We start from the raw sequence: 12607 nt of genomic DNA, 5'->3' as shown, positions 1-12607 counted from the left end.
TATTTACATCTTCTTCACAATCGTGATCCCTTCCATCCTCACTCTGATGGCCGTGCCACGCTGCGCGGCCGGATTCATCTCTTTTCCGCAACCGCTCTTGTCCGCAGCCTTACGGTGTGCGCTCGGACAGGGAATACACAACATCGAGGGAGTGGTGTCCATGGCACGCAAAAAAATGGTGGCGATGCTGCTAGCCGGAGGAGAAGGCAAGCGGCTGGGCGTACTTACCAAGGATCTGGCCAAGCCTGCCGTACACTTTGGCGGCAAATATCGGATTATCGACTTTACACTCAGCAATTGCGCGCATTCCGGCATTGATACCGTCGGTGTGCTGACCCAGTATCAACCGCTCGTCCTGAACCAATACCTCGGTATCGGCAGCCCGTGGGGGCTGGACCGACGGGATGGCGGGATGTCCGTCTTGCCTCCTTATGTGAAGTCAAAGGGAGGAACGTGGTACAAGGGGACGGCCAATGCGATCTATCAAAATATGGGTTTTATCGACAGCTACGATCCCGAATATGTCCTCATTATCTCCGGAGATCACATCTATACGATGGATTACGACCTGATGCTGCAGGACCATAAAGAAAAGGGAGCCGACGTGACGATCGCCGTCTTCGAGGTGGACTGGAAGGAGGCGAGCCGGTTCGGGCTGATGAGCGTCGATGACCAGAACCGGGTGACGGATTTCCAAGAGAAGCCGAAGAAACCGCAGAGCAACCTCGCTTCCATGGGCGTCTATATCTTCTCCTGGCCAGTACTGCAGCAGTATCTGATCCAGGATGAGGCCAATGCGCGCTCCTCCAACGACTTCGGCAAGGATCTCATCCCCGCCATGCTTGAGGGCGGTATCGAGCTGAATGCTTATCCCTTCCGGGGGTACTGGAAGGATGTCGGCACCATCGAGAGCCTGTGGGAAGCCAATATGGATCTGCTCGAGGATCAGCCGGCACTGGATCTCAATGACAAAAACTGGCGTATCTATTCGGTCAATCCGAACCGTCCGGCGCAATACGTCTCCGGAGACGCCGAAGTGACCTCCTCGTTGATCACGGAGGGCTGTTTCATCGAAGGCCGGGTCCATCGTTCTGTCCTCTTCAACGGTGTCCAGGCAGCCAAGGATACGATCATCCAGGAGTCCGTCATCATGCCGGGAGTGAAGATCGGTCAAGGCGTCCGGATCTATCGCGCCATCATCGGCGAAGGTGCGATCATTGCAGATGGGGTGACGATCGGCAAGCCGGAAGACGAGACGATCACCGTCGTAGCCAGCGACGAATATGTGGACAGCAGTTCACAATCGCTACAGGAGGTGGAGTAGCCATGAATCAGGAACTGATGGGCGTTATCAATCTAATTCACGAGCCCGATGAGCTCGAATCACTGACGGCGAATCGCTGCCTGGCGACCGTCCCGTTCGGGGCTCGCTACCGGCTGGTAGATTTTACGATGTCCAGCATGGTCAACTCCGGGATCTCCAAGGTCGCCGTCTTCGCCCATACGAAGTACCGCTCCTTGATGGACCATCTGGGATCAGGCAGTCACTGGGATCTGCATCACCGCCAAAGCGGTTTGTTCGTCCTGCCGCCGATAGCTGACGATATGAGCGATCTGCGCAAAGGGGACTTGTTCCACTTCTTCCAGCATCGGGATTACTTCCTCCGCAGTCATGCGGATTACGTGGTCGTCGCCCGCAGTCACATGGTTTGCAACATCGATTATAACCGGGTGCTGGCAGACCATCTGGCCAAGGGTGCGGATATCACCGTCGTCTGCAAACGCCAGAGCGACCACCTCTCAGGCAAAGCAAGGAAAGTAGAACTCGACGGCAACCGTCGCGTCGTTGGCATGCAGGATCATTACGGTCGGATGCAGAGCGATCTGGTGTCGATGGAGATGTATGTCATGAAGAAAGAGCTGCTCCTGGATCTCGTGGAGACTTCCCTGGCGCAGGGCCAGGATCACCTGGTGCGCCATGCGATCATGTCCCGGCTTGATACGCTGCACATCAACGGCTATCTGTATGAAGGCTATCTTGGCATCATCAATACGATCACGAGCTATTACCGCAATTCGCTGGAGCTCTTGAAGCCGCAGGTATGGCGGGAGCTGTTCTTCGAACCGGGGCCGATCTTCACCAAGGTCAAGGACGAACCCCCGGCTGCCTATCTCGAAGGGGCCAAGACGAGCAACTCGCTTATTGCCAACGGCTGCATCATCGAAGGGACCGTCGTGAACAGTGTTTTGTTCCGGGGCGTGAAGGTGCGCAAAGACGCTGTCGTCCGCAACAGCATCATCATGCAGAACGGCGAGGTCGGCGAGGGCAGCCAGCTCGAACATGTCATCCTGGACAAGGAAGTCCATATAGAAGCCGGACGGGAGATCCGCGGTGTGACTGACGCGCCGTATTTGGCGGGCAAGCGCAAAGTGATCTGATCGTAGACGGGGGTGGAGAGAGATGAATATCCTGTACGCAGTCTCCGAGGCGGCGCCATTGGCCAAGACCGGCGGGCTTGGCGATGCGGCTGCAGCGCTTGCCAAGGCAGTGTCCGAGGCAACAGCCGCCCAGGCCATTGTACTGCCGCGATACCGTGACATCCCGGCGGAATTCGATCGTGAATTCCGCTTGATACATACATTTGATATACAGCTTGGCTGGCGACGTCAGCCGTGCCGGCTGCTCCGCGGGGTGGCCTGTGGCCAAACCTTCTATCTGCTGGACAATTCGTACTATTTTGGCCGCAGCGGTCTGTACGGCTATGATGACGAAGCGGAACGGTTCGTCTTCTACAGTCTTGCAGTGCTAGCGGCGCTCCCTTACATGGATGAGATGCCGGATGTGATTCACTGTCATGATTGGCAGAGCGCCCTGATTCCTTATTTATTGAGGACGCGGTATGCCGGTGATCCGGCGTACCGGGACATCCGGACCGTCTTCACGATCCACAATATGCTTTATCAGGGCCGTATGCCGCTGGAGCTGATGGCCGACCTGCTAGGCATCGACCCTGCCGATCTGACAGCAGATACCCTTGAGTTATACGGCGAGGCCTGCTGTCTGAAGGCGGGACTCCTCTATGCTGACAAGCTGACCACGGTCAGCGAGACTTATCTGCAAGAGATCCAGACGCCGGCATTCGGCGGTCAGCTTGATGGCGTCATTCGCTACCGACTGCCTGATATGACGGCATGGACCAACGGCATCGATACCGAGCTCTACGATCCGATGCGTGATCCGGCACTTGCGTTTCCATACCGCAATGCGCTGGCCAAGAAAGCCCGCAACAAGCCGCTCCTGCAGCAGCGGCTGGGACTGGACCAATCCGGAGACCGGCCGTTGATCGGCATCGTCTCCAGGCTCACCTGGCAGAAGGGGCTGGACTTGATCGAGCCCATACTGGACGAGCTGATAGCCGAAGGCCCGCAGCTCGTCGTCCTAGGGGCCGGAGAACCGGAGGAGGAAGCGCGGATCGCAGCATGGATGGCGCGTCATCCCCGGCAGGTGGCCGCTGTGACAGGGTTTGACGAGCAGTTGGCGCGGCAGATCTATGCCGCTGCAGATCTGTATCTGATGCCTTCGCGCTATGAGCCTTGCGGACTGAGCCAGTTGATCGCGATGCAGTACCGGGCAGTGCCGGTTGTCCACGCAACCGGGGGACTGAAGGATACGGTACGACCATACGATGCGGCCTCCGGCAGCGGCGACGGCTTTGTGTTCACGGAGCTGGAGCCGCAGGCGATGCTGGATGCGCTGCGCGAAGCGCTGACGCTCTACCGGGATCCCGAACAATGGACGCGTCTTGTCGCAGCAGCTTCGAGACGGGACTTCGGCTGGAAGAAGCCGGCCCGCCGCTACCTGGATTTGTACAAGAGCTTGTGCACCACCCGAAAGGAGAAGATTTGAAATGGCAAGGCAACTGGTAATCGGCAATGGTAAACTTCTCATCAACCTGGACGATCATTGCTTCATCCGCGATATCTACTATCCATTCGTTGGCCAGCTCAATCATGTCGGCGGGCAGAAGTGCCGTGTCGGCGTCTGGGCAGGCGGTTCCTTCTCCTGGCTCGATGACCGCGAATGGCAGATTCAACTCGGCTATATCGAGGATTCACTGGTGACCAACGTACTAGCCAAAAACGAGCGGCTCGGCCTGGAGCTGCAGCTCAATGACGGCATCCACCAAAGGGAGACGATCTATATTAAACGTGTGGTCGTACGCAATCTCCGGGATGATGAGCGCGAGGTCAAATTGTTCTTCCATCAGGATCTGATGATCGAGGGCAACGAGGTCGGCGATACCGCTGCCTATTATCCGGAGAACCATACGGTGTTTCATTATAAACGTTCTTCTTACTTCATGTTTAACGGCTTCTCCGAAGAAGGCGGTATCCATCAGTACTCCACGGGGATCAAACGATTCGGCTCGGCCGAAGGAACGTGGCGCGACGCGGAAGACGGCATCCTGATGGGCAACTCGATCTCACAAGGTTCTGTAGACAGCACGATCAGCTTCCGGACGATGGTCCCTGCAGGCGGCGAGAAGACAGTGTATTACTGGATGTCGATCGGCAAAGATCTGACCGAGGTCAAACGGCTGAACCAATATGTACAGGATAGTCATCCAGAGAAGCTGCTCAGCCGGATCGTCATCTACTGGAACCATTGGCTCACCCGATCGGAGATGGACTTCGGCGACCTGTCCAGACCGGTCATCAGCCTCTACAAAAAAAGCCTGTTGATGGTGCGCACCCAGATCGACGAGCGGGGGGCCATCCTGGCTGCCAACGATACTGACATCCTGCAATATAACCGGGACCATTACAGCTATATGTGGCCAAGAGACGGCGCATTGATCGCTGATGCCATGTCGCTGGCGGGCTATCAAAGTGTGGTCAGTCCATTCTTCCAGTTCTGTGCGGACGGGCTGTCGCCGGAAGGCTACCTGTATCACAAGTACAATCCTGACGGCACGGTCGGCTCCAGCTGGCATCCCTATATCGTCCAGGGGAGCGAAAGAATCCCGCTGCAGGAGGATGAGACGGCGCTGGTGCTGTATGCGCTGTGGAAAGACTACACCCGCCATCGCGTCATCGAGCTGCCCCAGTCGCTCTATAGCAATCTGATCCGCAAAGCGGCACAGTTCCTCGCCAGCTATATCGAAGAGAGCCTGGACTTGCCCAAGGCAAGCTATGATCTCTGGGAGGAACGCTATGGTATCTGGACCTATACGGCAGCTTCCGTATACGGCGGCTTGATGGCTGCGGCATATTTCACCGATCTGTTCGGCGATTATGAGCGAAGCGATCACTACCGCGGTATCGCCGAGAAGATGAAAGAGGCGATGATCAAGCATCTGTGGGACGAGTCGTCCGGGCGGTTCGCCCGCGGCCTCGTCCTCAAGGAGGATGAATGGGTCAAGGATATGACGCTCGAGAGCAGCATGTTCGGCGTCCTGGAGTTCGGGGTGCTGCCGGTAACCGACGAGCGCGTCATCCGAACGATGGATTCAATCAGAGACGGCCTTGGGGTCCGTACAGAGGTCGGCGGAATCGCCAGATATACCAATGACTACTATTTCCAGCACGCTTCGGACATCGAGAAGGTGCCAGGCAATCCTTGGATCATCTGCACCCTATGGATCGCCAATTATGAGATCGATGCAGCGACGGACCTGTCAGAGCTCGTCAAGCCCCGCCAGACGCTCGAGTGGGTCGTCAGTTCGGCGCTCGAGAGCGGCGTTCTGCCGGAACAGCTACATCCTTATGACGGGACTCCGCTGTCTGTCGCACCGCTTACCTGGTCCCATGCCACTTATGTTCAGAGCGTCTGCAAGTATGCAGCCAAGTACGCGGAACTCCGCGCGAAGGCATGACAAGAGCCGGCCAGGATGGCCGGCTCTTTCAGCATGTCATTGCAGTACTGCCGGTTGCTTCGCAGCTCCTACCAGAGGCAGGCGCGAGTAATAATAACCAGCAGAATGAAGAGCACCAGAATTGCGCCCACGTTATTCCAAGGGCCGCAGCCTACGCCGCCTACGCCACCAACCGGACCGCATCCGGCACCGCCTACAGGGTATCCCACAGTACATACCTCCTGTTTAGTGTTTGTGTTGGTTAAACCTGTGATCGTGTCCGGTCACCTAACCGGCGATGGTTTAGATCACACTGTAATGTATGTCAGAGAGGGCGGATGGTTATGGACGTTTGTACCGGGAGGGCAGATTCGGGCTGCTGCCCAGACAAGATCAGGATTGGGCTGGAAGGGGATGTGCGGGGTCTCTGAATTGGCGGATATGCTTGACACGCGATTCGGCCCGGGTGTACCGCCCGTTGCCTGCCTGCACGAGCGACGAAGAGCCGACTCCGATGACCGAGATGCTGCCGACGTGGATATCTGGACTAAGATGAAGCTTATCGATCGCAAGGCTCTCGGAAGAGTTAGCTCCCGCAGGCGGCAGCGGAAAGAGAGGGAAAGGACGGGTGAAAAACGGATAGGAGGCGAAGGAAGCTTCCCCAGCGGTGAGATGGTCCTCCTGGCGCTGGACCGCGATCGCCCGGACAATAGGCGTAAAGCTGTCGTGGTCGCCTAGCTGGACAATGCCGGAGAGCGAGACGTTAATGATCGTGAGCTGCCCCAACCTGGCTGTACGGACGCGGCCATCCGCGATCATAATTCTTCTTCCTCGGTGAGATCCGGGGGAGGCAGCGGCGCAAGCGGACCCACGACGACGGATTCGGGCGGAGTATCGAACATCGAATATAAGATGACCTGGTCCGTGTCCCCTACCTGCAGCATCGAAGAAGTGGACACGCCGATCAGCGAGATGCTGCCGACGGCAAGCTGATGATTGGTCACTTGAAGTCTCAAGACGGATCCTCTCCTTGTCCGAGGCGTGTGATATACACACGCATCGCCTCCTCAATGTCCCGGATCGTCCGGGCTGCGATATCGTCAGCCGCAGCTGTTCCACTGGAGTCCCGACGGGCCGTCTCCCGATAATAGGCCAGCCGCGGCAACGCCTGCCGCTTGAGATCGTCCAGAATCAACCTTGCATGATGCGGATCGATCGGCAGCTGCCGCTGCGCTGCCAGCTCAGACAGTAAGGCAGGGGCAGCATGCGCCAAGTAGTGATCAATCCGCTGGCGCAATTCGTCATCCGGCGGTCCGAGGGCCGGCTCGACTGTCTGCGAGGAAGGAGCGGCAGCTGACGGCGAGCCCGGCGGCTGGGGATAGGCGGGCGTCACCGTGAACTGATCCATCTCGCCGAGTGATTCCCCGGCCGGCGGAGTCATGCCGATGTGCAGCGTGCCTTCGAGCCGGTCTACCTTGAGCTGATCAAAATGATATTCCAACCTTTCGATGGTATATGACGGCTTTTCATCCATGCAGGCTAGCCGGGCGGACAGCTCGCACATCTGCCGCTCCAGCTCGGCGATCCGCTTCGCCTGCTGCTGCACCTGGTGCTGGGTCTGGCGTGCCCAGTCCTGCCATGAAAAAGGCTGCTGCTGCATGTAATCCCTCCTTAATTATTAGCGGGGGCTGGGGAAGGGGACCAATGAGAGCGGGTCCTCTTCGCCCAGCTGGGGTGCCGGTCCGGTAAATTGCCCCGTGTTGTAGAGCTGGGACACGGAACGGATAGCCCCTGCCGTCCCTACTTGCAGGACGGATGAATTGGACACGCTGTCGACCCTCATTTGATGAATCGTAATATGCTGATATACCGTCAGGCTCATACGGCATTCACTTGATTGGTGGCGTTGTCCTGGACGTCCGGATCGAGTGTGTTGGTCGCACTGACGCCGTTATTGGCATTGCTGAGTCCGCCTGTGAGGAACGAGCCCGATCCTGCATAGGACTTGGAATTGCTGATGGGTGAGAGCTGCAGCGCATCACCGAATTGGATGACGGCACTGGATCCTACACTGACAATGTTGACAAATCCGACGACTGAAGGCATATTACCACTCCTGTAGCAAGCTTTTGCTCCATCCTATGCGGCATTCGCCCAGACGTTCCTCTGCGGGAGGGAATAAACCATGTACTTCATGGAATTTCCAGGGGCATAGCCCTCCTTCGCCGCATAGGATGGAAGCAGCGACGTCAGTGGGCGGAGGTGAGCGGCTTGGCGGATGGTTACTCCAAGGAGGATCCGGCATTTGACTGGGAGCAGATGAAACGGTGGATGGGACAGGGGGGGCTGCCGCAGGCACAAGAGATGCTGAAGCAGCCGGATTGGGTCGAGCGATACGTCGGACAATTGCTTGGCGGCGCGCTTCCGGGCATGCAGGCGGGCTTGTCGGGAAATGGCAAGCCGGAGCTGTTCGAAACGCATCGTTTCGTCATCGTCAAGCTGCCGATCCCCGCAGCAGTCCGGGATGCTGAACTGAGGCTGTTCATTCGTCCCGATCGGATCAAGCTTGCCATGGGCGAGGGGAGGGAGGCGCGGATCGTCAGGCTGCCTTGTCTTGTCCTGCCCTCCACTTGCCGCGCACTGCTTGCCTCCGGCATCCTCCAGGTAAAGCTGAAGAAACGACGTGCCGGTGACCAGTATGAGGAAATGCCGATCCGCAGAACCCCCGGGCGTTAAATGTCACCAATTTGTCCGATATCCAGCTGGCATTGGCGCAAGGTATCCCTTATAATGCAAGGTATAAGTGTGTGTTCAACAGCCTATATAAACTTGTTTGCCAAGGGAGTGCGTATTCTTGTCATTAGTCAATGTCAGCGAAGTTTCTGCCGGATTGTTTATCCTGGGAGCTGTCGGTATTCTGCTGATTTTCAGCTTGCTCAGTCTGGGCATCCTGCGGATGTTCCAAACGCGGTTTCGTACAGGCTGGTTTTATTTTGGCGGCACCGTCGTCAGCGCTGTCGTTTTTTTCGTACTGCTGGACTTGTGGTACGTCTAGCCGGCGCGGGCAGCCGATGAACATCAGCCTATAGCGCAGTTATGTCACACACAAGGGCTGTAAATCCGACCCTCGCCGGTCCGGTTTACAGCCCTTGCCCGGTAATAGACTTCCTAGAAGGAGGATATGTTTTGGATCTGGGACAAGCCTGGTTTATTATCAATATCTTTTTCGTGGCAGCGTTGATTATGATGCTGTTCGTGCAGCGGCAGTTCGCGGAAGGCGTGCATCAGCAGCTGCCAAGGGAGCAGCTGGTCCGGCTGAAGCGCAAGCGCGATCTGCTGCTTGCTGTTTCCATTATTCTGTTCGTTGCGATGGCGGGTACATTTCTTGCCGACATGCGATTTAACGGCTAACCACGTCATCTTATCCACGATGCCCAGGCCTGCCGGTATCAGCCGGCAGGCCTGTTCACGCTGCAGGCGGTTGTGACAAAATGATGACGTTTGTAAAAACAATCGCAACTTTTACCGTAGACCCCGCGTCACAGTATCGTATGATTAGTCAGCCAGATCGGCACAAAGGAGTTCAAGCATGAAATCATTCAAGTCCCTGCTCATTTTTTGTCTGCTTCTACCGATGATCGTCCTTCCTCAGGAGGCGGAAGCGTCGAATCGCTCGTCGGAACAGCTCGTCCTTACCAAGAATAGCAAAATTCTGCGTCATAATGGCACGGCTGTACAAGCGGTACAGCCCGTGACATTTCGGAATGGTTCCTCCTATGGCCCGTTCAAAACGATGGCGCAAATCTATGGTTTCCAGGTCTCATATAATGCAGCCACCAAGGAATCAATCGCGGTCAAGGGCAATCTGGACATCCGCTTTCGCCCCAATCAATCGGATATCCGTGTCAACGGACAGGTCGTTCGCTCGTCCGGGACGGTGTTCATACAGGAGGGCTTCCTGATGGTGCCGCTGCGCACGTGGTCCGAGTTGACCGGCAGCTCGATCGACTTTACGCCGACCGTCATGACGTTCCGCTGGAGCAATGCGCTGCAGGCGACGTTCGAGATCGTCCCGAGCAACATCTTTGCAGGACAGACCAGAGTATCGTACCGCGACCTGGCCAATGGACGGTATGTAGATGAATACTGGACAGGGCTCCAGGAGTATTATGACCAGCCGGGACAATATACGATCACCCGGACCGTGCTGGGAGAGGACGGCAACTGGAGCGAGCCCTACTCCGTTACGATCCAGGTCAGGATGCCCAATCAGCCGCCAGTAGCAGACTTTACTACTGACAAGACGACCTACCGGATCGGCGAACGAATACAGTACATCGACCGCAGTACCGACGACGAGAACGCGATCGTAAGACGAACCTGGACGGGCAACGCCGAGGTATTCTTCCAGCCAGGCAGGAAGTATGTAACGCTGGAAGTAGAGGACCGTCACGGACTGAAGGATCGGATGACGCGGGAGATTACTGTGACCTCGGAAGTTCTGTATACCTTCGACGAGTACCACCGGTTGTTCGCTCCGGTAGGGGACAAGTATGCGGTCGATGGTTCGGCTTCGTTGTCCTACAGATCCATCCCTTATCAAGTGGAGTCGCTCTCTGCCCAGATGGTGCGCAGCAACTCTCCAGAAACCCTGCTCGGGGAAGGGATCGCGTATGATGATCAGTTAACCGGTCAGACACGGTTTATGTTCCATCATCTGAACGGGACGAGCAAAAATCTTAAGCTGGTGCTGATCGCTACCAACACCAACAGCGTGGTCACCCAGGTCGGATTTGGCGCATTTGCCATGGGAGGTCCCGACCCGTATGTTGCCAACACGGGCAAACGGTCGGTGGAGCGCTACCTGAACGCACTCTCCAGCCGGCCGCAGACGCAGTGGATGCGGCTGGGGCCGGGCGAGTCGAAGGTCGTGCTGCCCGACCTGCACCGACTCCCCATGAAGCCTGGACATGTGCTGAGCGCCTACGCGGACGTCACGACGACGACCAATGTACGCTTCCGCATCGCAGTCGTCGGCGAGGGCCGCGATCCGGTCGCTGCGCTGGAGTCGCTGCCGCTGCTGGCTCGGGACAATAAACATGTCCGGGGCACATTCAGCTCGGCTGACCGGATCATCCGGGTAAGCGAGACGCTCGGCGCCGAGCCGCACCGGTTAGTGCTGGGGGATCGGACGATGGACAGCTACATCTACGGGATCGACAACCTGACAGGGCTGTTGGAGCTCAATACAGGCAACTTTGGCGTATTGTACCGGATGCAGGTCAGAGTAGCCCCCAATACGGTCATTGCGCTGAATGCCCGTGGCGGTCAATATACCGGTGCCTTTACGATCAATGGCACGACTGTACCGGTCACGCGTACGAACATATTATGGAACCAGCATGAAGCGGCAGTCCTGTACAGGACAGGTTACCGCGAAGAAATTGTAGACTTTGTCTTTACGCTCGCTTCCGGCAGCAATCTGCCGATCCATATGCTGTTCCTGCCGATGCCAGAAGTCCGGTGGTAGCAGGATAAAGCCGGGCAGCCACAACGAACAGCCCTCCTGGCAGATCGCAAGTAAATGCGATCTGCCGGGAGGGCTGGTTTTGACTGTTAGGGTGAGACTTGGAATAGCGCATCCGGGAGCTTGAGCTCGATCTCCCGCTTCTGCTCGGAGGAGCGTATGATGCCGTCGATAATCGCTTGTTGAATCAAGATCTCATCGCCGGGGATCGGCGCGGGACGTCCTTCTCTGACGGCTTCGACGAAGTCGCGCACCTTCTCGAAGAAGAGATCCTTCTCATGGGCAATGACGGGGATCGGCGTATGCGTCTGGCGTCCCATGACATCATGATACATCGTAATGTCGCCGACCCGGCCGTCCCAGACGCCTGACCAGTTGCCGCTGCCAAACGGGTTGATCTTGAGTCCGGCGTCGGTGCCGAGGAACATCGTCGAGCCTAGCGTATCCATGTGCATCGCCCAGGAGATCTTGAACTGCAGGACGAGATCGTCCTCGAACCGGATCATCGCTACGCCGAAATCCTCGACTTCGAAACGTTCGGCTTCCGGATGGTACAACGGGTTGGAGCCGAAATGGTTGGAGGTGTAAGCAGTGACGGTGAGCGGCCGGGGGTAGCCCATCGCATGAAGCGCCATGTCGAGCGAGTAGCAGCCGATATCCGCCATTGCGCCGGCGCCGGCCAGGTCTTTGCGGATAAAGGTGCCGCCCGGCATCCCGCGTCTGCGGCCGCCGCCAGTCTCGACGTAGTACACTTTGCCGAGCTTCCCGGATTGCACGATATCGCGAACCAGCTCCATATTGGGATCGTAACGCGGCTGGAAGCCGATCGTGAGCATGCCGGAGGATTGATGCGCCGCTTCGGTCATTGCGATGGCTTCCTCGAGCGTGACGGACATGGGCTTTTCAAGCAGGACATGCTTGTTGGCCTTGAGCGCGTCGATCGACAGCTGATGATGCGAGATATTGGGTGTACAGATGCTGACACCGTCCAGATCGAGATCCAGCAGATCGCGGTGATTCTGGAACGCTTTGGCCTCATGCAGCAGCTCAAGGGCCAGGAATTCCTCGGCTTTGCCAGGGATGATATCGGCGACGCCGACGATCTCGACGCCGGGCAGCTGCTTGTAGGCGCGGGCGTGCGCGTGGGCGATGCCGCCGGTGCCGATGATGCCGATGCGGACGTTCGGGACTTGACTCATGGGATCCACCTTTCTATTTGCCAGCT

15 protein-coding genes are annotated in these 12607 nt (G+C 57.3%); 8 read left to right on the top strand and 7 right to left on the bottom strand.

The genetic code is table 11. The annotated features are described in order from the left end of the window. Positions 1 to 160 precede the first annotated feature (160 nt). From ABC336_RS02825 to ABC336_RS02810, 4 genes are read left to right on the top strand one after another with little or no spacing between them, the layout of a single operon-like run. Positions 161 to 1324, top strand: coding sequence for a glucose-1-phosphate adenylyltransferase (locus ABC336_RS02825; RefSeq protein ID WP_413237215.1), 1164 nt, complete (start codon positions 161 to 163; stop codon positions 1322 to 1324). A gap of 2 nt (positions 1325 to 1326) precedes the next feature. Further along, a complete protein-coding gene (gene glgD / locus ABC336_RS02820; RefSeq protein ID WP_413237214.1) occupies positions 1327 to 2439 on the top strand; it encodes a glucose-1-phosphate adenylyltransferase subunit GlgD in 1113 nt (370 codons plus the stop codon). 22 nt (positions 2440 to 2461) lie between these two features. Further along, positions 2462 to 3907, top strand: a complete 1446-nt coding sequence (locus tag ABC336_RS02815) for a glycogen synthase (protein ID WP_413237213.1) — start codon at positions 2462 to 2464, stop codon at positions 3905 to 3907. A 1-nt stretch (position 3908) separates the two neighbouring features. Then, positions 3909 to 5876, top strand: coding sequence for a glycoside hydrolase family 15 protein (locus ABC336_RS02810; RefSeq protein WP_413237212.1), 1968 nt, complete (start codon positions 3909 to 3911; stop codon positions 5874 to 5876). Positions 5877 to 5944: 68 nt separating this feature from the next. On the opposite strand, the gene ABC336_RS02805 is transcribed toward ABC336_RS02810, so the two are convergent. The 6 genes from ABC336_RS02805 to ABC336_RS02780 form a co-directional block, all read right to left on the bottom strand. Continuing rightward, entirely contained in the window at positions 5945 to 6085 is a 141-nt protein-coding gene (locus ABC336_RS02805) for a hypothetical protein (RefSeq protein WP_169447564.1), read from the bottom strand. A gap of 163 nt (positions 6086 to 6248) precedes the next feature. Next, the gene (locus ABC336_RS02800; protein WP_413237211.1) at positions 6249 to 6674 is read right to left on the bottom strand and encodes a spore germination protein GerPE; all 426 of its coding nucleotides are present in this window, start codon (positions 6672 to 6674) and stop codon (positions 6249 to 6251) included. After that, positions 6671 to 6871, bottom strand: a complete 201-nt coding sequence (locus tag ABC336_RS02795; RefSeq protein ID WP_413237210.1) for a spore gernimation protein GerPD — start codon at positions 6869 to 6871, stop codon at positions 6671 to 6673. Before ABC336_RS02795 ends, ABC336_RS02800 begins: the two co-directional genes overlap by 4 nt. Then, the gene (gene gerPC / locus ABC336_RS02790; protein ID WP_413237209.1) at positions 6868 to 7515 is read right to left on the bottom strand and encodes a spore germination protein GerPC; all 648 of its coding nucleotides are present in this window, start codon (positions 7513 to 7515) and stop codon (positions 6868 to 6870) included. The genes ABC336_RS02795 and gerPC overlap by 4 nt, the downstream gene beginning before the upstream one ends. Positions 7516 to 7533: 18 nt before the next feature. Beyond that, on the bottom strand, positions 7534 to 7737 hold the full coding sequence (locus ABC336_RS02785; protein WP_413237208.1) for a spore germination protein GerPB: 204 nt from the start codon (positions 7735 to 7737) through the stop codon (positions 7534 to 7536). Next, on the bottom strand, positions 7734 to 7961 hold the full coding sequence (locus ABC336_RS02780) for a spore germination protein (RefSeq protein ID WP_020616825.1): 228 nt from the start codon (positions 7959 to 7961) through the stop codon (positions 7734 to 7736). The genes ABC336_RS02785 and ABC336_RS02780 overlap by 4 nt, the downstream gene beginning before the upstream one ends. A gap of 165 nt (positions 7962 to 8126) precedes the next feature. On the opposite strand from ABC336_RS02780, the gene ABC336_RS02775 reads away from it, so the two are divergent. The 4 genes from ABC336_RS02775 to ABC336_RS02760 all read left to right on the top strand — a co-directional run bounded on the left by ABC336_RS02775 (position 8127) and on the right by ABC336_RS02760 (position 11385). Continuing rightward, complete coding sequence (locus ABC336_RS02775) at positions 8127 to 8591, top strand: Hsp20/alpha crystallin family protein (protein ID WP_413237207.1); 465 nt, start codon at positions 8127 to 8129, stop codon at positions 8589 to 8591. Positions 8592 to 8709: 118 nt separating this feature from the next. Then, positions 8710 to 8910 (top strand): hypothetical protein, encoded by a 201-nt coding sequence (locus ABC336_RS02770; protein ID WP_413237206.1) that lies wholly within the window; start codon positions 8710 to 8712, stop codon positions 8908 to 8910. A gap of 131 nt (positions 8911 to 9041) precedes the next feature. Continuing rightward, entirely contained in the window at positions 9042 to 9266 is a 225-nt protein-coding gene (locus ABC336_RS02765; RefSeq protein WP_413237205.1) for a hypothetical protein, read from the top strand. Positions 9267 to 9444: 178 nt separating this feature from the next. Then, positions 9445 to 11385 (top strand): stalk domain-containing protein, encoded by a 1941-nt coding sequence (locus ABC336_RS02760; RefSeq protein ID WP_413237204.1) that lies wholly within the window; start codon positions 9445 to 9447, stop codon positions 11383 to 11385. A gap of 86 nt (positions 11386 to 11471) precedes the next feature. On the opposite strand, the gene ABC336_RS02755 is transcribed toward ABC336_RS02760, so the two are convergent. After that, positions 11472 to 12581, bottom strand: a complete 1110-nt coding sequence (locus ABC336_RS02755; RefSeq protein ID WP_413237203.1) for a Gfo/Idh/MocA family protein — start codon at positions 12579 to 12581, stop codon at positions 11472 to 11474. Positions 12582 to 12607 lie beyond the last annotated feature (26 nt).

It is taken from the genome of Paenibacillus jepli (assembly GCF_047238105.1).
Taxonomy (GTDB): domain Bacteria; phylum Bacillota; class Bacilli; order Paenibacillales; family Paenibacillaceae; genus Paenibacillus_D.
This window is presented reverse-complemented; position numbering and strand designations above follow the sequence as displayed.

Bases quoted from the DNA above. Each gene is read 5' to 3' on its own strand.
- gerPC (WP_413237209.1), bottom strand. From the start codon at position 7,515: ATGCAGCAGCAGCCTTTTTCATGGCAGGACTGGGCACGCCAGACCCAG.
- ABC336_RS02780 (WP_020616825.1), bottom strand. From the start codon at position 7,961: ATGCCTTCAGTCGTCGGATTTGTCAACATTGTCAGTGTAGGATCCAGT.
- ABC336_RS02825 (WP_413237215.1), top strand. From the start codon at position 161: ATGGCACGCAAAAAAATGGTGGCGATGCTGCTAGCCGGAGGAGAAGGC.
- ABC336_RS02815 (WP_413237213.1), top strand. From the start codon at position 2,462: ATGAATATCCTGTACGCAGTCTCCGAGGCGGCGCCATTGGCCAAGACC.
- glgD (WP_413237214.1), top strand. From the start codon at position 1,327: ATGAATCAGGAACTGATGGGCGTTATCAATCTAATTCACGAGCCCGAT.
- ABC336_RS02810 (WP_413237212.1), top strand. From the start codon at position 3,909: ATGGCAAGGCAACTGGTAATCGGCAATGGTAAACTTCTCATCAACCTG.
- ABC336_RS02785 (WP_413237208.1), bottom strand. From the start codon at position 7,737: ATGAGCCTGACGGTATATCAGCATATTACGATTCATCAAATGAGGGTC.
- ABC336_RS02800 (WP_413237211.1), bottom strand. From the start codon at position 6,674: ATGATCGCGGATGGCCGCGTCCGTACAGCCAGGTTGGGGCAGCTCACG.
- ABC336_RS02760 (WP_413237204.1), top strand. From the start codon at position 9,445: ATGAAATCATTCAAGTCCCTGCTCATTTTTTGTCTGCTTCTACCGATG.
- ABC336_RS02755 (WP_413237203.1), bottom strand. From the start codon at position 12,581: ATGAGTCAAGTCCCGAACGTCCGCATCGGCATCATCGGCACCGGCGGC.